Raw genomic sequence first — 20,108 nt, 5'->3', positions numbered from 1 at the left:
AAAAAGTACCACTGATTAGGAGTGGATAATTTGAAAAAAAAGAAGATTACATCTAGACAAAAAAAGATAATACTAATGATAGTAGAAAATTCAAAAAAAAATATTCCAATAACTATCTCTGAGATTGCAGGTGAGTTAGATTTAAGTTCAAGAACTGTGCTTAGAGATATGTCTGGAATTGAAAAATGGTTTGATGAAAATGATTTTAATTTTGTAAAAAAACCAGGAGTTGGGTTAATATTAGAAGAAAATATAGAAAATCAAAACTTTATAATTGAGTTATTAGAAGAAGAAAAAATAGAAAAAGAATATAGTAAGGAAGAAAGAAATTTAATTATATTATCAAAGCTACTGATTTCTAACGAGCCAGTAAAATCTTATTATTTTGCAAAAATATTAAAAGTATCAGAAGGGGTACTTAATAATGATTTTGCTTCAGCAAGCAAATGGCTGGAAAGATTTGATATTGAGCTTGTTAGAAAACCAGGGCTTGGTGTGTACTTAAAAGGTCAAGAAAAAAGCTTTAGAGAAGCATATGTAAATCTTATATATGATTCATTCAATGAAAAAGAAATATTAGATATGGTTAGAAATATAAGTGAGAACATACAGACGGATAAAGCAATAGAAATTTTAAGTGAAAATAGACTTTTAAACTTAATGGACAGGTGCATAATAAGAAAAGTTGAAAGTACATTAACAAAGAAGCTTTCAGATTTAGATGTAAATTTAGCTGATAGTGCATATATAGGTCTTGTAGTTCATATCTCATTGGCTTTACAGAGAATAAAAAATGGTGAAAATGTAACTATGGACCAAGAGTTTCTAAAAGAATTATCTATGACAGAAGAATTTAGATTAGCTCAAGAAATTGTAAAGGGTATGGAAATAGACTTTAATATGGACATACCATTAGATGAGGTTGGATATATAACTATGCATATCAGAGGTGCAAAGCAAAGGTCATCCTCAAATCATAAAGCTTTAAACTTAGATGATATAGAAGTAATGGATATTACAAACAAGATGATAGATTTAGCTGAAGATGAATTTAAAATAAGTCTTAAAAATGATGAAAGATTGTTTAAAGACTTGGCTAATCACTTAGGTCCTTCTATAAATAGATTAAATATGGGCTTAGAAATAAGAAATCCTCTTTTAGAAGAAATAAAAACTAAGTATTCATATGCCTATAATGGTGTTGAAAAAATTTCTAAAATTATAAAAGACAAGCTAAATGTAAATTCAATACCTGAATCTGAAATAGGATATATTGCAATGCATTTTGCATCAGCCATAGAAAAAAACCTAATGATGTATACCAATATAAATATTGTTGTAGCATGTCCAACTGGAATAGGTACTTCAAGGTTCTTATCAACTAAGATTGAAAATAAGTTTCCTAACTTAAACATACTTGAAACCATCTCAGCTATAAACATAGATGAAGAGTATTTAAGGGAAAAAGATGTAGACTTAATTGTGTCCACAGTTGAGTTAAATACAAACTTAGATTATATATGTGTAGGTACATTTATGAGTTTAGAGGATGAACAGATAATCAAGGAAAAAATAAAATCTATAGCTCAAAATAAACTAATTAATTTAAATGTAAAAACCGATACTAAAAATAAGAATAAAGTTTATGAGCAGATAACAGAAAGTATGAATATAGGAAAAGATATTCTTCAATTTTTAGAGGAAGTTCAATTTGAAAAATTTAAAAGTAAAGATTTAAGTGAGCTTATTGTAGATTCATCAAAGATATTTGCAAAGTCTAGTGAAGATATAATATCTATAAAAGAAGCATTAGAAGAAAGATTAAAAATCTCAATTCCATATATAGAAGAATCAAAAATTTTATTGTTGCATTGTATGAGTGAAAGAATAGATATTATGAAGTTAGCAATAATAAAGTTAGAAAACAAAATCATGCTAGATTCAAATGAAGAAATAGATAATGTAGTCTTTATGTTGCTTCCTAAAAATTCACCTAGCTATCAAAGACAAATAATGAGTGAAATAAGTGGTTCACTAATCGACAATATAGTTTTTACTAATAAAATAAATAAATTTTCTATAGAAGAAATGATATTAGAAGTAAAAGATATAGTTTTTAATTTTTATACAAACAGATTAAAAACATTTATAGATAAATAAAATTAATATTAAAAAAGGAAGGTTGATATTATGAGTAAAGTATTAAATGAGAATAATATATTTTTAGGATTAGATAGTGTTTCAAAGGAAGAAGCTATAACTTTAGCAGGAAGAAAATTAGTTGAAAATGGATATGTAAAAGAAGAATATATACCAGCTATGTTAGAAAGAGAAAAAGTAATGACTACATATATGGGAATGGGTGTTGCTATTCCACATGGTGTAAATGAAGCTAAAAAAGAAATTTTATCTTCAGGAATAGTCATATTACAATTTCCTAATGGCATAGATTTTGATGGAGAAAAAGCTTACTTATTAATAGGAATAGCTGGTGTTGGAGATGAACATTTAGAGATATTATCTAATATAGCAATCGTTTTGGATGATGATTTAACAGAAAGACTAAAAAATTCAAATGACAAACAAGCTTTTATGGAAGCTTTTGCCAACTAATCTTAGGAGGAACTTAAAATGAAAAAGGCAATTCAGTTTGGAGCAGGAAACATTGGAAGAGGATTTATTGGAGGTTTATTAGTTAAATCAGGTTATCATGTAGTATTTGCTGATGTAAATGAAGAAATATTAAATTCGATAAATAAAGATAAAAAATATACTATACACATAAGAGATGTGGAATGTATAGATGAAGTAATTGATAATATAAGTGCAGTTTCATCTATAAAAGAAGAAATAATAGATGAAATTGTAGAAGCTGAAATAATAACTACAGCAGTCGGACCTTTAGTTTTAACTAAAATAGCTTCTACAATTGCAAAAGGTATAAAAACTAGAAAAGAAAAAGGCTTAACAAGTAAATTAAATATAATAGCTTGTGAAAATGCAATATATGCAAGTTCTTCACTAAAAGAGGAAGTTCTTAAGTATTTAAATAAGGAAGAAGTAGACTATTTAGAAATGTATGTTGGTTTTCCAAATTGTTCAGTTGATAGAATAGTTCCTCCAGGCAAAAATGAAAATCCTCTTGATGTAACAGTTGAGAATTTCTATGAATGGAATGTTGAAAAACAAGGATTTAAAGGAGATATACCAAATATAGTTGGAATGAATTTAGCTGAGAATCTTATGGCTTATATAGAACGTAAGTTGTTTACACTAAATACAGGACATGCTATAACAGCTTATATAGGATATTTAAAAGGATATAAGACTATAGAAGAAAGTATAAAAGATGAATACATTTGTAATATAGTTAAAAACGCTATGGTAGAAAGTGGAGAAGGTTTAATTAAAAAATATAACTTTGATTCCAAAGCACACTATAAGTATATTGAAAAGATTCTAAATAGATTCAAAAATCCATATCTTAATGATGATGTAGTTAGAGTTGGAAGAGAGCCACTTAGAAAATTAAGTGACAAAGATAGATTGATTAAACCTTTAATGACAGCAAAGTCATATGGATTATCAGTTGACAATCTGATTCTTGGAATAGGTGCAGCACTTCATTATAATAATAGTGAAGATGCTCAAAGTGTTGAATTACAAGAATTGATAAAGTCTGATGGAGTAAAAAAAGCCATTGCTAAAATAGCTAATATAAATGATGATGAACTTTTAGATAATATTGAAAAAAGCTATGTATCTATGGAAAATTTGTAAATTTGCTTGAAAAAATTGAATTCTTATAAATTATTTATAGGATATTATTCTACACAGTTTGAATTATTTGTTGAATAATAGAGAATTATAATATATAATTAAAAAGAATAAATTAATATATTTACCTGTATATTTTTGATAATATGGTTCAAATGTTTCTACTAAGCTACCATTAATAGCTTGACTACAGGAGTGAAGAAGATATAGTTTATACTTATTTTAAATTATATATTAAGTTAATTACTTTGAATTTTAAGCTCCTGTCTATGATATAGACAGGAGCTTTTTTAGTATTTTAATATAAGATACTGATAATACATAGCAAAATTAAAGCAAATATAATTTTTTGTTAATATAATTTTTAATTTTAGAAAGGGTTAGGTGGGAGTCCAATGAAGGCTTTACAAGAGAAGATATTGAGAGAAGGCAGTGTTTCAGGAAATGATATACTAAAGGTTGATAGCTTTTTAAATCATCAAATTGATGTAGCTTTTTTAAATGAAATAGGAAGAGAGTTCAAAGAGAGATTTAAAGGAGAAAAGGTAGATAAAATATTTACAATAGAGGCTTCAGGAATAGCTATAGCATCAATTGTTTCACAGTATTTTGACAATGCACCTGTAGTATTTGCAAAAAAATCAGAATCTAAAAACTTGGATAAAGATGTATATGAAACTAATGTATATTCATTTACTAAGGCAAAGGAATACTCAGTTAAAGTTTCTAAAAAGTATATAAATAAAGGTGAGAAGATACTAATAGTAGATGATTTCCTTGCAAATGGAAGAGCTGCTCTTGGACTTAAAGATTTAATTGAGCAGGCAGAGGCAAGCCTAGTTGGAGTAGGAATAGTTATTGAAAAAGGCTTCCAAGCTGGAGGGGCGCTTTTAAAGGCCAATAATGTAAGACTGGAGTCTTTGGCAGTAGTTGAATCTATAGATAATGGAACTGTAAAATTTAGGTAATTTATGATATTATATACTTGTGTTTAGCACGTATTTTAATTATGTAATTATGGAGGATTTTTTAATGAGATTTTTTATAGACACAGCCAATATTGAAGAGATAAAAGAAGCAAATGATTTAGGTGTGATATGTGGAGTGACTACTAATCCATCACTAATAGCTAAAGAAGGTAGAGATTTTATAGAGGTAGTTAAAGAAATAAGCGAAATAGTAGATGGACCAATAAGTGCAGAAGTAATAAGTTTAGAGCATAAAGGAATGATAGAAGAAGCAGAAAAGTTATCTAAGATACATAAAAATATAGTTATAAAAATACCTATGACAGCAGAAGGTTTAAAAGCAGTAAAAGTACTATCAAGCAAAGGTATAAAGACTAATGTTACACTTATTTTTTCTGCTGGACAAGCTCTTTTAGCTGCTAGAGCTGGTGCTACATATGTAAGTCCTTTTGTTGGAAGATTAGATGATATATCACAAAATGGTCTTGATTTAATTGAAGAAATCGTTGATATATTTAGTGTAAATAGTATTGAGGCTCAAATAATAGTTGCTAGTGTTAGAAATCCAATACATGTTTTACAAGCTGCTAGAATGGGAGCAGATATAGCAACAGTTCCTCTTAAAGTTATAAACCAAATGATTAAGCATCCTTTGACAGACAAAGGAATAGATAGCTTTATGAAGGATTGGGAAGGTGCGTCTTTAAAATTATAATTACAAAGTGTGATTATGAGTATATTAAAGAGGTTATTATGGAAATTCTAAGTAATAAGGCTAGGCTATTTTGCCTAGTCTTATTTTGGTGTATAATATATTGAAATAGATTAATTTTTTAAGTGAGGAGGCGAAAGATGGATAAAATATTAAGAGAAATAGAAAGAGAAGACAAAAAAAATCCATATACTGACCAAGAACTTGCTGAAATGTTAGATGTAGCTAGGTCTGAAGTTATAGCAGTAAGAAAAAAAAATAATATTTTAGATTCAAGAGAAAGAAGAAAAAAAATCTTAATAAAAGATATATCAAAAATTGTAAGTGAAAACCCTCAGATGTCTGAAAGAAAAATAACCGAGATATTAATAGATAATGGATATAACATATCAAGAAGTGCAGTGTCAAAATTATTAAAAGAAGAAAATTTAAATCAGTCAAAGGGTGGTATTAAAGACAAAGACTTAGCGTCATCGGGAAAGTATGTAAAGGTAAGCAAAGTTGTAGAAGAAGATGGATTTGAAGACTTGATAGGTATAAAGGGAAGCCTAAAAGAAAAGGTAAACTTAGCTAAGTCAGCAATAATGTATCCTCCTAATGGTCTTCACACTATAATATATGGAGAAACAGGTGTAGGAAAAAGTGAACTAGCCACATGTATGTATAAATATGCTGTGAAAAATAATATCAAAGAAGAAAATAGCCCATTTATAGTATTTAACTGTGCAGATTATGCAGAAAATCCTAATTTACTGATAGCTCAACTTTTTGGAGTAGTAAAAGGTGCATATACAGGAGCAGATGCAAATAGAGAAGGTCTTGTAGAAAAGGCCGATAATGGAATTTTATTTTTAGATGAAATTCATAGATTGCCTGCTGCTGGGCAAGAGATACTATTTTCATTAATAGATAGAGGTGAATTTAGAAGATTAGGAGAAAGTAGTTCTACTAGAAAGGCAAATGTTCTCATAATAAGTGCTACAACAGAAAATCCAAATTCTAATTTACTTCAGACTTTTAGAAGACGTATACCAATGGTAATAAATTTACCTAATATGAGTGAAAGACCAAAGTCTGAAAGATATGAGATAATAATAAAGTTTTTTGAAAGAGAAGCAAAGAGAGTAAACAAGAATTTTATAATAACTAAAGAAGTTATGTGCGCACTAATGAATTATAAGTGTACTGGAAATATAGGTCAGTTAAAGAGTGATATACAAGTAACCTGTGCTAGGGCTTTTAGTAAGTCAATATTTTCTAGTGATAAGGTAATTATAGATTTAGATAGTTTAAGGGATTATATAAAAAGTGGGTATTATGATTGTAATTGTGAAAATGAAAAGTATTCTGAGTTCTCAGTTGAAGATATATATATAGATATTAGTGAATTGGTTAGTGGAAAAAATAGAATTTTATCAGATAATGAAATAAGTGAGATATACAATTATGCAGAAAAAGAACTTAAGGTTCTGGAGAGTAAATGTTTTTCTGAAGAAGAATTAAAAAATGCATTTATAGAAAAGTTGGATAAAAAGTTTAATGCTATTAAAAATAATAAAAACTTGTCTGACAGAAGAAGCAGAATAGACTGGGGTGGACAATTAAAAGAGTCTACACTTGAGATAATGGATAAGGTAATAATATTTATTAAAGAGCAGTTTAAACATGTAAATCAGGGACTATATTTAGCTCTAGCAATTCATATCGAACATGCTATAGGAAGGATAAAAGATGGAAAAACTATAATAAATCCAAGTCTAGATAAAATAAAAGCATCAATGCCAATGGAATATGAGTTATCTAGATATATAATGGGTATAGTAGAAGACTTAACACAAGTAACATTTCCAGAAGATGAACTTGGATATTTAGCTTATTATATAAATAAATTTTGTTATAATGATGAAAGTATAAAAGATAAAGTAAAAGTAGTAATAGTTACACATGGTAAAGTTGGTATTGAAATGTCTAATGTCGTAAATCATATTCTTGGTATAGAATGTACATTAGGTATAGAAATAGCACTTACAGATTCACCATCAGAAGGTATAGAACATGTATTAGAAGAACTTCAAAAGATAGAAGCTAGGAAAGGGATTCTAGTTCTAATTGATATGGGTTCTTTAGTAATTCTTGGTGATGAGGTTGAAAAAAGACTTGGAATTAGATGTAAAACTGTAAATAGAGTAGATACATTATTGGCAATGGAGGCAGGAAAACTTGCAACTATTGAAGGGAAAAGTTTAGATGGTATAATAGCAGATTTAAAGAAAAATAAAAATTATGCCATGATAAATACAAATAAGTTTAGTTATAGAAAAAATGAATATGGAAAGAAGAATGTAATTATTACATTGTGTTTGAGTGGTGTGGGTACCGCTTTAAACTTAAAGGAGCATATAGAAAAACAAATTAAGGAATATGATACTTCAATTGAAGTGAAGCCAATTGCTTTTTTAAATAATAATTTAGAAGAAGAGTTAAATGATATTGAAGCTGAATACAATATCATTGCTATCTGTGGAACTATTGATATAGATTACAAAAATGTACCTTTTATTTCTTATAATGAAGTACTTGGTAAAAATGGTATTAATAAAGTCTTAGAACACTTAAATAATAAACCGCCAGCTTTAAATAGTGACAATCAATTGAATAACTTAATACATGAAGATTTGATTTTATACAATTTTGAAGGAATTTCAAAGGAGTATATAATTGATACACTTGTTTCAAAGCTTGAAGAAGGTGGCTATGTAGACTCAAAGTATATCTTAAGTGTATATAAAAGAGAGGCTATGGGAAGTGTTGTGATGGGTTCAAAAGTAGCTGTACCACATGGACTTCCAGAAAACGTTATAAAACCTGCAATAGCCATAGCACGGTTAAATAAACCTATTGTATGGGATAATAAATTTATGGTAGATTTAGTAGTATTATTAGCCCTTAAAGAAAATAACAAAAAAGAGATACGAAGCTTGTTTTCAAAAATTAATGACCAGCATACTTTAGAAGTTCTATTAAATACTGAAGATAAAAATGAGATAAAAAAGATATTAAGTTAGCTCTTAATATAAAAATACAAAATAAAAATAATTAATTTTAGTAGGAGTTTGAAAAGAGATTATTCTATTTAATTAATTGTTCAACCTTAAAGTTAATACTATAAAATCAATTTATTTGATTTTATAGTATTAACCTTTTTTTATTTATGGATAACTTCTTATAAAATAATGTTTATTAATAGTGTTGTTATTTTATTTTTATAGTATTGTTATTATCTATTAAAAAATAAATATATTAATAAAATATAGGTAAGTTATAAGTTTTTTGGGTATGTTTAGAAATATATGGTACATAGATTTCTAAAAAAATCAAGATATTATTATATATAAATATAAAAAATATCTAAACTATTCCAAAATTAAAATATAGAAGCTATAATAAGGATAGGTTACTATATTAAGAAATTAATTTCTAATTATTTTTAATCATTAATAGAATATTAAACAATCTTTTATAAATTATAAATTAATAAAAATAGCTATTAAGCTTTTATTTTCAACAAATGATTATTATGAGATTAGTAATGAATATATTAAATTCTTGTTTTCTTAAGTAGTATAGTAGAAGATAACGGTTTTTGTATAAATGAAGGTATTTAATTATTAATCTAAACTTGTATTATACAATAAATTATTTACTAAGTTTAAGTTAAATTCGGAAGTCTTTAATTATTAATACATATTTAGATTTATTATTCAAGGGGTATTATATGAGTGTAAAAAGAAAAACGTTAAACAGCACACAAATGGTTAGGACAATAGCGATAGTATTCATAGTTGTATGTTTTTTTATGGGTGTAATATGTTTTAAATACTATTGTAAATTGAGAAACACTGTGCAAGAAGAAAGTAGCAACTATCTTCAAGAAATATCTAATAGAATAGGTAGTAATGTGAGTAAGATTATTGATGACAGCTACTCTATATTAGATACAATAGCATTAATGATAAAAAATACAAATATAGATTCTTTTCAGAAAGCGAAACCTATAATGGATTCTCAAAAAAAATATTGGAATTGCCAAGATATTATGATGATTGATGAAAATGGAGTTGCATATAATTCTGATGGCGAATCAGTTTCTCTTAGCAGTGATGCATACCTTCAAGATGCTGTCATAAATAAGAAAGAATCTATGTCTGTGTCACAAATGATAGATAATAAAGAATGTATAGTTTTTGCTGTCCCACTAGATAATGTGTCGATTGATAATAAAAATATAGTTGCGCTTGCGATAAGTTATTCTCCTGAAGCCTTTGATAAAGTGCTATCTATGACTTCATTTAACAATCAAGCATATTCACATATTATCAATAAAGATGGTACAGTGGTAGTTCGTTCATCATCTCCTATTGCTGAAAAAACAGGGTATAATATACTGAACACTATAAGCCAATCTCAGTTAGATTCTAATAGTGACTTCAGCAAGATGAAAAATGATATAAACAATAATCTTAGTGGGCAAATCGGGTTTAAATTAAATGGTTCACACGAATATATGGTATATATTCCCATTGGACAGGAAAATTGGTATTTGTTAACTTTTGTGCCAGTATCTGTAGTAAATGCAAAATCTAACTTATTGTTAAAGATTACATTATTATTATGTGGTTTTATAACATTAGCATTTGCAATTCTTACAATAGCTTTGATAATATCTTTTTATCAACATAAGAAGAACTTAGAACAGATTGCCTATGTAGATACTGTGACTAAAGGAAATACAATACAGAAATTTTATAATATCTCAGATGACTTATTAAATCAATCTTCTGAACAATATGCACTTGTATATATGAATATTGAAAAGTTTAAAATGCTAAATGACCAGTTTGGAAGAAAAGCAGGAGATTCTATATTACGAGGAGTGTATGATGGTATAACCTCTCTTTTAGCTCCTAATGAATGTATGGGAAGATTGTTTGCAGATAACTTCTGTATACTCATATCATATAGTGAGGACTCTTCTCTTACTAGAAGATTTGAAGATTGGTATGATGCTATTATGAAAAATTCTGGAAAATATGGGTTTGAGTGGGCTTCTCTTTCCATACAATTTGGTGTTTTTATAATTACAGATACTTCTATGGAATTTCCGTACATGGCTGACCGCGCAAAACTTGCACTACGTGATTCTACAAAAGATTTTAAAAATAATAAGATAAAGTATTCTATTTATAATGAAAAGGTTCGTCAACAATTAGTACGTGAAAAACAGTTAGAGGATATGATGGAAAGTGCCTTAGAAGAAGGAGAATTCCAAGTATATCTACAACCTAAATATATGACTGAAAATGAGAAAATAGGGGGAGCAGAGGCATTAGTTCGTTGGATTAGTAAATCAGAAGGTATGATTTATCCAGACGCATTTATCCCATTGTTTGAGAAAAATGGATTTATTGTAAATGTAGATTTATGGGTATTTGAAAATGTTTGTATGACTTTGCAAAGATGGCTAAATGAAGGTAAAGATTTAGTAAAAATATCTGTAAACTGTTCAAGGATTCAATTAAAAGATGAAAAGTTTTTAGATAAGTATTATGAAATTTTTTCACGTTATAGTGTGCCTTCACAGTATATTGAGATTGAGCTGACAGAAAATATGGTATATGAAGATACTGAACGTTTATCTGCCATTATTGATGAAATTCATTCAATGGGATTTGGATGTTCTATGGATGATTTTGGAAGTGGATATTCTTCACTAAATCTTATACAGGATATACCTGTAGATACATTAAAATTAGATAAGATATTTTTTAGAAATACTAAAAACAACTATGGTCGTACTAAGTCTGTAGTAAGCAGTATCATTGTTATGGCAAAATCACTTTCTATGACTACTGTGGCAGAAGGTGTTGAAGAGTATAATCAAGTAAAAATGCTAAAAGAAATAGGTTGTGACTATATTCAAGGATATGTATTTGCAAAACCAATGCCAATTTCAAATTTTGAAGAACTTTTATTTGGGTTACCAAAAAATGATGAGGAGTGATACTATATGTTACGATGTTTGAAGCTTAAATATTTAAGGCACTTTTATAAAATCAAACTATCTTTGGTATTAATTTTACTTAGTATTTTTGTAACTTTTATAATTTGTGGGTGTACAAAAAATGAAACAGAAGATATTCTAACACAAAAAGTAACCCAAGATAATCGAACTCCTATTACTATTTTGGTTAAGTATGCTTTTTCAATTAATAACTTTGAAAAAGCTGTTGAAAAAAAATTTCCTAATATTGATATTGTTCAAGTTGGGAACTACACAGCCAATACTACTTTAGCAGAGGAATATAAAGCACGTTTAGAGCATGATGATTTAACTGATATAGTTATGACTTGGCCACTAGATGTAGGAGAGGAATACTGGGATGACCGACTTATTGATTTATCTGGTATGACGTTTACCAGTAAGTATAATACATCCATGCTTAAGCCTATTACTAGAGATGGAAAGCTTTATTATTTACCAGGACCTGCAACTATACGTGCTATTGTCTATAATAAAACGTTATTTGAAGAAAATGGTTGGGATGTGCCTAAAAATTATAATGAATTCATTGAATTATGTCAAAAAATTGAGAAGACAGGTATGCGTTCCTTACAACTTAGTCTTGGAAATAAAGAAGTCTTAGATACACCATTTATTGGTTTTAACTATGCAAATAGCTTTAGTAAACCAGAAGATGCTAAATGGCTTGATAATTATAATAATGGAAGTGGAAGTTTTGGTGATCATTTCAAACCTTCTTTGGATGTTTTTCAAGAACTTATCCAAAAAGGGGTACTGAAGAAGAATGACTTAAATCTACACTATCAAGATAGCCAAAATATGTTATTTACTCGTCAATGTGCCATGACAGAAGACTCTAATTTACTGGCACGTTCAGCTTTTGAACAAACTGGGTCTACTGATGAATTTGCACTTATGCCATTTTTTAGTCCTGGTGAAGATGGAGATTGGGCTAGATTATATATGGTTTGTTACATTGGTCTTAATAAGCATTTAACTGAATCAGAAAATAAAGAAAAATATGACTTAGTAATGCAGTTGATGAATTATATTAGTACTCCTGAAGGGCAAGAAGCATTATCTAGTGATGCTGGTGGCATGTTTTCAAGTTTAAAAGGGATGCCATTACCAAGTGAACCTGAAATAGAACCATTATTACCAGCTTTAAAACATGGACGATATGCTGTTTTTCCTACTTTTAAAAATATACAAGACTCATTGCGTGAAGGTCTTGCTGGAATGATAGATGGGACATTAGATAAAAATGATGTTATAAAAATGGTTGATAAACAGAACACATCTTCTTCAAAAGCTATAAGTCCTAAAGTAATTGGAAATGCTAAAAAAGATTTTTCTATGATTGAAACAGGAAACCTTATAACAGATGCTATGTGTGCGAAAAGTGGATGTGAAATTGCATTGTTTTTAGATAATGGTAAAGATGGACGCTATAATGGTAAGGGAGTTAGCGCTAAGCTTTATAAAGGTGATGTTACAACAACAGATATACAACGAATATTTCCTGATTTAAAGCATGGAGAGACTGGAACACTATGGAAGATAAGTATGACTGGTAAAGACCTCCTTAACACTTTAGAACACTCTATAACTGTGGATAACAACAATAGTGGATGGTTTTATTATTTTTCTGGGCTTAAAATGGAGTATTCTCCAACAGATAAACCAGGTAAAAGAATTAAAAAGATTACAACAGCAGAAGGAGATTCTATAGATTTAAACAAATCATATTCAATTGCTGTTATGGATTATAGCGTTCCAGACAAATATATTAAGACGTGTGATAAGACAAATATTAAAATTACGGATATAATAACAGAATATATAGAAAAACAAAAAGGTGTTTCTCCTAGTGAAGACCAAAGATTTGTGATAGCAAATCCTTAACAACTTAACTTAATACATACGATAAATAATAATTTTTTATATTAATTTATAATATTTTAGAATTATATAGATACATATAATTATGGGTTAATAAAGGACAGTACTAGAAGAGAAAATATGTATTATAATAGTTTATGCATAGACCAAATAAATAGGATTATCTAGTGAATATAAGAAATTAAAAACTGTAGACAGGAAAATACCAATAATATGGTATTATAGTGATTTTCTAATATTTAAGCAGGTGTTACAACAACATAAGAGTTGGCACCTGCTTTTTATATTAGATAAATTTGTTATTGAATTTTATAGCATCTATACATACTTTCACCACTTTTAAAGGAGAATTTAAAATAAATTTTGTCATTAGAAAAGTCTTTTTCCATAGCTACTAAATCCTGGCTTTCTCCAGCTTTTCCTCCAGTACCAATCAAAAACACATTTTTATCACTATCTATTTCTTGAACTGACCCCATATATTTATAGTAGTCATCTATACTATATGAATTATATTCGGTAACTTTTTTATTTTCTTCATCCAATTTTATTTTAACAACTCTTGTAGCTTGATTTTTTACGCCATTATCATATAGAGTTATGTATCCATCTTCTGTAATTCTAGCATTATGTTGTCTTGAGAATTTTTGATTATCTGTTAAGTTAAACTCATCTCCCAATCCTCCTAATGTCCAAAGAATCTCTCCTGTTTTTCTATCTAATTTTATAACTTCATCTAGATTTCTAAATGAACAAATTAAGTTTCCATCATTTGGGTCAATAGCCATAGAATTAAAATGTACATAATCTAAAGCTGAGTCACTTTTTTGGCTAAAAGTATTGTTTTCAACGCTTTCTGAATATAGTTTTTGATTGTCAGTACTTTCCCACTGCCATACAACCTTTCCATCTTTTATCTCTTGTAATACACTATTTACTACATAAGGTGAATTTCCTTTACTTAAACTTGATGGAATATTTGTTGCTTTAACTTTTTGATAACTAGAAACAATATAGTGATTGTCATTTATATATATAAAATCATGATTTTCTAATTCAGTACCAGCATCTATATTTTTACTTTTTTCCATAGTAATTTTATTTATTTCATTATAGTTCTCATCTAAGATTACAAGATAAGTTGGTGAATATCCAACAGCATTTATTCTTTTTGTTGAATCTTTATCTTGTAGTAAGTACCCATATCTAATTTTACCATCCTCTGTAGTTATTTTTTTAAAGTCAAAAGGATTTGATTCAACCTCTTTATAAAAAATTATATTTCCATCATTGTTTAATTTAAATACAAAATTATGTTCTTCGTTGTGCGTAGTAAGATAATAATCACCATCATAAGGGCTATTTGCAGTAACATTATACTTTGGAAAGTTTTTTGAAAGAGAATTTATATAATAATTTCTGTATGAACTTTCATTTTTATACATAACAGATATTTTTATTTTTGAGGAACTATTTATTTCTTTCAATTCAAAAGTAGAGTTTTTAGATATATCGATTTCTTTGTCGTTTATTTTTACAATGCTTGCTTTATCATTGTTTTTTACTGCTATGCTATTTTGGGTAGTAGAATTAAGCTGCTTTACATTTTGACTATTAAAAATACCTTCTTTAGAAAGTGTTATATCATAACCATTTATAGAGATATCTAGTGTTGGTTTTGATTTGTCTTGATTTGCAAAGACTCGATTTACAAAAATTCCGAAAACGAATAATACACTGCATAAAAATACAATCTTAAATAAATTTTTTCTTTTCATAGTTTACCACCTTTTCATATTAAGTTTTCATGTTGACATCTTGATTTTATTACATTAATAAAGAAAATAGATGAATTTATTTATGCTAAAAATGAATTTTATTGGACAATTATATGAAAATTCATTCATCTAAAAATAGAATAGATGAAGAAAATATGAAAAAATAAACTATTTTTAGAATAAATAATTACATAAAAAGATTATTAAACATAAAAAACCATTAATAAAAAACAAAAAAATCATTTCTGTAACAAAAAAAACCACAAAAAATATAAAAAAGTATGGTTAGTTAAGTGATTAACAAGTAAAAATTAAAATAAAAATTAAAAAAAATTTATCAATGAAAGTTGGGTAAAATCCTATAATAGAGTAGCATTTTAGGGAAAACATTTTCTTTCATTTCACAAAAAAAGCCACTTTTTGGCACGCGGCATGCTTTATATAAAGGCAAGAAAAACAAGATATAAGACAAGTGCAATTAGGAGGTGTAAATATGGAGTTTATAAATTTTGTAAGTGATAAAGTTATAAACCTTAAAATGGAGTGTAAAACAAAAGAAGATTTCTTTAAAGAAATACATAATAAAGTTTTTGAACTAGGCTTTGTAAAAGAAGAATTTGGAGAAAAAATATTAGGAAGAGAGAATGTATTTCCAACAGGTTTAAATTTAGGTGACTATGGAGTAGCCATACCACATACAGATGCAGAATATATAAAAGAGCAATTTATAGCAGTCTGTACTTTTAATGAACCAGTAGTATTTAGTTCTATGGAAGACCAAGATGAAAAAGTGCCTGTAAATTTAGCTTTTGTATTAGGTCTTAATCAACCACATAGTCAATTATCTGTATTAACAGAGTTGATGGGAATTATGCAAAATAAAGAGTTAGTTGACAAGTTAATAAATTCTACTGACAAAGAAGAAGTTTTAAAGACAATAAAGTCTTTATAAAAATAAAAAAGAAAAGTACTAAAAATAAAAAATAGAAAAATAAAATCATTGGGAGGAAATAAAAATGAAAAAAATATTAGTAGCATGTGGAGCAGGAATAGCAACATCAACAGTAGTTTGTGACAAGGTAGAGAGATTAGTTAAGGAAAACAATATACAAGCAGAAGTTATACAATGCAAAATAGCTGAATGTGCAACAAAGCAAGATGGAGCAGACTTAATAGTGTCAACAACTATATTACCAACAACTTATAATATACCAGCAATAAAAGCAACAGCTTATATAACTGGAGTAAATACAGCAGCATTAGATAAGAAAATATTAGATGCTTTAAAATAATCCTATCATAAATACATTGAAATCATATTTTATAAAACAGAAAAAGGAGGATTTATAAATGGATAAATTATTAGCAGTAGTACAATACATTTTAAACATGGGACCAACAGTAATACTACCAATAACAATTGTAGTCTTAGGAATGATATTTAGAATTAAGTTTACAAAAGCTTTAAAGTCAGGTCTTACAATTGGTATAGGATTTGTGGGTATAAACTTAGTTGTAAACCTATTAACTTCAACACTAGGGCCAGCAGCTCAAGGAATGGTTGAAAGATTTGGACTTAACTTAACAGTAATAGATGTTGGTTGGCCAACAACAGCATCAGCAACATGGGCTTCACCAGTTGCACCAATATTAATACCAGTTTGTTTATTAGTAAACTTACTATTATTATACTTCAATAAAACAAAGATATTAAATGTTGATATATGGAACTATTGGCACTTTATAGTAGCAGGTGCAGTTGGATATATAGTAACAGGAAGTTACCTTTGGGCTATATTCTGTGCGATATTAATGGAATTATTAGTACTATTTATTGCAGAAAAAACAGCCAAAAACGTCCAGGAGTTTTATGATTTAGAAGGTATAGCACTACCAACTGGTTCAACAGCTTCATTTGCTCCACTTGGATATTTAGTAGGAAAATTTGTTGAAAAAATACCAGGAATAAATAAGATACAAGCAGACCCAGATTCTATACAGAAAAAGTTTGGTATCTTTGGAGAACCAATGATGATGGGTATTATATTAGGTATAATACTTGGAGCACTTGCTGGATATGATGTAGCAGGAATATTCAATGTAGGTATATCAATGGGTGCAGTAATGTTACTTATGCCTAGAATGGTTAGAATATTAATGGAAGGTCTAATTCCAATTTCAGAATCAATAAGAGATTTCTTACAAGCAAAATATGGAGACAGAGAACTTTATATAGGACTAGATGCAGCAGTAGCAACTGGGCATCCAGCAGTTATATCAACAGCTCTTATACTTGTTCCTATAACTCTATTCTTAGCAGTTATATTACCAGGAAATAAAGTTCTACCATTTGGAGACTTAGCGACAATACCATTCTATATGGCATTTATAGTATGCTTTAGAAAAGGTAATATAGTTCAGTCAGTTATAACAGGAACTATAGTAATAGCTATATCACTTTATATGGCTACAAACTTTGCAGATGTTCATACACAATTATTACAACAAGCAAACATGATGCCAGAAGGAACAACAATGGTTACAAGTATAGATACAGGTGGTAACTTGCTAAAATGGGGAATATTGAAATTATCTCAATTAGTTTCTTCATTTGGAATATTCTAATATGTAGTTAATAGAGATTACTCTTTTTTAGTAAAGTATGCGAAAATTTAACATTTAGCAGCTACTAGAAAAGAGTAATATTTTTTATAAAATTTTAAAAAATACAAAATACAAGAGGAGGAGATTTATCGTGAAAGCAGCAGTATTACATGGCACAAATGATATGAGATTTGAAGATATAGAAATAAAACCATGTGAAAGTGATGAAGTAAAAATAAAAGTTATGGCAGCAGGAATATGTGGGTCAGATCCTCCAAGAGTATTAAAACATTGGAAATATCCAGTTCCAGCTATACCAGGACATGAATTTTCTGGAGTAATTGCTGAAGTTGGTAAGGATGTAAAGAATGTAAAAGTTGGAGATAGAGTAGTTGCAATTCCTTTTATACCTTGTAATGAATGTGAATATTGCAAAAGAGGATTATTTTCACTATGTGATGACCATGGAATGTTAGGAGCTAAGACTTTTGGAGCTTTTGCAGAGTATGCAAATATAAAAGCTACAAATGTATTACCAATAGGAGACATGGATTTTGAAGATGCAGCTATGATAGAACCATTAGCAGTTGCTATGCATGGAGTACTTAATATAGGTGTTCAAGTTGGAGACACTGTAGCTGTAATGGGTAGTGGAACAATGGGACAATTAGTAATACAAGGACTTAAAATAGCAGGAGCAGGAAAAATTATAGCAGTTGACATATCTGAGAATAAATTAAGAGAATCAAAGGAATTAGGGGCTGATATAATAATCAATGCTAAAGATGTTAACCCAGTAGAAAAAATAAAAGAACTTACTGATGGAAAAGGTGTTGACATAGCTCTTGAATGTGCAGGTTCAAAAATAACTCAAGAACAGTGTTTACTTATAACTAAAAAGAAAAGTAAAATAGGATTTTTAGGAATAGCATACTCAGATATAACTTTATCAGAAGAAGCATTTGAAAATATATTTAGAAAAGAACTAGAATTAAAAGGTTTCTGGAACTCTTATTCTGCACCATTCCCAGGGCAAGAATGGACTAAAGGAATCAACCTAGTTAATGAAGGAAAAATAAAATTAAAAGAAATGGTATCTCATAGATTTTCACTTGAAGACACTTACAAAGCTTTTGAGATGATAAGAGATAGAAAAGAAGAATTTAATAAGATATTAATTTTACCACAAGGGGTTGAAAAATAATGAAGGCAGTAGTTAAAACTAAACCAGGCTATGATAATGTAGAAGTCTTAGATGTAGAAGAGCCAAAAGCTACAGGAGACAAGGTTAAAATAAAAGTAGAATATAGTGGTATATGTGGTTCAGATATACATTCATTTAAAGGAGAATATGCAAATATAAAAGCTCCAGTAACATTAGGGCATGAATTTTCTGGAATTGTTGTAGAAATAGGAGAAGATGTTAAAAATATAAAAGTAGGAGATAGAGTTACATCAGAAACTACTTTTGCAACTTGTGAGAGCTGTATATACTGTGCAACTAAAGATTATAACTTATGCTCAACTAGAAAAGGTATTGGGACTCAAGTAAATGGAAGTTTTGCTGAGTATGTATTATCAAGAGAGGAAAGTATACATGTTCTTCCTGAAAATGTATCTTTATTATCAGCAGCTCTTACAGAGCCACTAGCTTGTTGTGTTCATGCAGCTCTTGAAAAGACTACCATAGAAAGTAATGATACAGTTTTAATAATAGGACCAGGACCAATCGGCTTATTATTAGCTCAAGTTGTTAAATCTCAAGGTGCTACAGTTATAATGTCTGGAGTTACAAAAGATAAAGAAAGATTAGAAATAGCTAAAAATCTTGGTGTAGATAGAACAGTAAATGTAATGGAAGAAAATTTAGCAGATGTAGTAAATGAAATGACTGATGGAAATGGAGTAAGTAAAGCCTTTGATTGTTCTGGATTTATGCCAGCAGTTAATGAAGCTTTAAGATTACTTAGAAAAAAAGGTACTTTTGTTCAAGTTGGAATATTTGCTAAGAAACTAAATGAAATGGACCAAGATGCAATAGTTCAAAGAGAATTACAATATATAGGAAGTAGATCACAAAAGCCTAGTTCTTGGATTATAGCATTGGATTTAATGAATAGTGGAAAAGTAAATACAGAAGCTTTAGTTACGAGAACTGTTAGTTTAGACGAATTTAAAGAGGGTATTACAGCTTTAATGAACGGAGAAGAAATAAAAGTAGCAGTAAAATCTTAAAAAAACATTTGTATTATTTTAAAAAAAATTGTAAAATCTACTGTAGGATA

Annotated in this window: 14 protein-coding genes and 1 riboswitch; of the genes, 13 read left to right on the top strand and 1 reads right to left on the bottom strand. The window is 28.4% G+C overall.

Translation table 11 applies throughout. The annotated features are described in order from the left end of the window. Positions 1–21: 21 nt before the first annotated feature. The 8 genes from ACTG46_RS12970 to ACTG46_RS12935 all read left to right on the top strand — a co-directional run bounded on the left by ACTG46_RS12970 (position 22) and on the right by ACTG46_RS12935 (position 13,444). Positions 22–2,160, top strand: coding sequence for a BglG family transcription antiterminator (locus ACTG46_RS12970; RefSeq protein ID WP_479922962.1), 2,139 nt, complete (start codon positions 22–24; stop codon positions 2,158–2,160). 30 nt (positions 2,161–2,190) lie between these two features. Beyond that, positions 2,191–2,613, top strand: coding sequence for a PTS mannitol transporter subunit IIA (locus tag ACTG46_RS12965; protein WP_021385085.1), 423 nt, complete (start codon positions 2,191–2,193; stop codon positions 2,611–2,613). An 18-nt stretch (positions 2,614–2,631) separates the two neighbouring features. Then, the gene (locus ACTG46_RS12960) at positions 2,632–3,780 is read left to right on the top strand and encodes a mannitol-1-phosphate 5-dehydrogenase (protein WP_054277110.1); all 1,149 of its coding nucleotides are present in this window, start codon (positions 2,632–2,634) and stop codon (positions 3,778–3,780) included. A gap of 105 nt (positions 3,781–3,885) precedes the next feature. Further along, positions 3,886–3,987: riboswitch (purine riboswitch) on the top strand. Positions 3,988–4,172: 185 nt separating this feature from the next. Continuing rightward, entirely contained in the window at positions 4,173–4,745 is a 573-nt protein-coding gene (locus tag ACTG46_RS12955; protein ID WP_054270932.1) for a xanthine phosphoribosyltransferase, read from the top strand. A gap of 64 nt (positions 4,746–4,809) precedes the next feature. After that, a complete protein-coding gene (gene fsa / locus ACTG46_RS12950; protein ID WP_003423115.1) occupies positions 4,810–5,460 on the top strand; it encodes a fructose-6-phosphate aldolase in 651 nt (216 codons plus the stop codon). A 137-nt stretch (positions 5,461–5,597) separates the two neighbouring features. Then, positions 5,598–8,522 (top strand): sigma 54-interacting transcriptional regulator, encoded by a 2,925-nt coding sequence (locus ACTG46_RS12945; RefSeq protein WP_054270931.1) that lies wholly within the window; start codon positions 5,598–5,600, stop codon positions 8,520–8,522. A 710-nt stretch (positions 8,523–9,232) separates the two neighbouring features. Then, the gene (locus ACTG46_RS12940) at positions 9,233–11,518 is read left to right on the top strand and encodes a bifunctional diguanylate cyclase/phosphodiesterase (RefSeq protein WP_479922961.1); all 2,286 of its coding nucleotides are present in this window, start codon (positions 9,233–9,235) and stop codon (positions 11,516–11,518) included. Between the two features lie 6 nt (positions 11,519–11,524). Then, on the top strand, positions 11,525–13,444 hold the full coding sequence (locus tag ACTG46_RS12935) for an extracellular solute-binding protein (RefSeq protein ID WP_479922960.1): 1,920 nt from the start codon (positions 11,525–11,527) through the stop codon (positions 13,442–13,444). A gap of 296 nt (positions 13,445–13,740) precedes the next feature. Here ACTG46_RS12935 and ACTG46_RS12930 read toward each other — a convergent pair whose 3' ends face one another. Next, positions 13,741–15,219: an arylsulfotransferase family protein gene (locus tag ACTG46_RS12930; RefSeq protein WP_479922959.1), complete on the bottom strand. Its 1,479-nt coding sequence runs from the start codon at positions 15,217–15,219 to the stop codon at positions 13,741–13,743. A 493-nt stretch (positions 15,220–15,712) separates the two neighbouring features. On the opposite strand from ACTG46_RS12930, the gene ACTG46_RS12925 reads away from it, so the two are divergent. From ACTG46_RS12925 to ACTG46_RS12905, 5 genes are all read left to right on the top strand, one after another. Then, positions 15,713–16,171, top strand: a complete 459-nt coding sequence (locus ACTG46_RS12925) for a PTS sugar transporter subunit IIA (protein WP_021385161.1) — start codon at positions 15,713–15,715, stop codon at positions 16,169–16,171. Between the two features lie 64 nt (positions 16,172–16,235). Beyond that, complete coding sequence (locus tag ACTG46_RS12920) at positions 16,236–16,511, top strand: PTS sugar transporter subunit IIB (RefSeq protein WP_021385190.1); 276 nt, start codon at positions 16,236–16,238, stop codon at positions 16,509–16,511. Positions 16,512–16,569: 58 nt separating this feature from the next. After that, positions 16,570–17,844 (top strand): PTS galactitol transporter subunit IIC, encoded by a 1,275-nt coding sequence (locus tag ACTG46_RS12915; RefSeq protein ID WP_054270927.1) that lies wholly within the window; start codon positions 16,570–16,572, stop codon positions 17,842–17,844. A 130-nt stretch (positions 17,845–17,974) separates the two neighbouring features. Further along, positions 17,975–19,027 carry a galactitol-1-phosphate 5-dehydrogenase gene (locus ACTG46_RS12910; RefSeq protein ID WP_054270926.1) on the top strand — a complete coding sequence of 351 codons (1,053 nt, stop codon included), beginning with the start codon at positions 17,975–17,977 and terminating at the stop codon, positions 19,025–19,027. Beyond that, the gene (locus ACTG46_RS12905) at positions 19,027–20,058 is read left to right on the top strand and encodes a zinc-binding dehydrogenase (protein ID WP_054277103.1); all 1,032 of its coding nucleotides are present in this window, start codon (positions 19,027–19,029) and stop codon (positions 20,056–20,058) included. Before ACTG46_RS12910 ends, ACTG46_RS12905 begins: the two co-directional genes overlap by 1 nt. Positions 20,059–20,108: the final 50 nt, after the last annotated feature.

The organism is Clostridioides sp. LIBA-7678 (genome assembly GCF_056716065.1).
The sequence above is the reverse complement of the archived record's forward strand: the minus strand, read 5'-3'. Positions and strand labels throughout refer to the sequence as shown.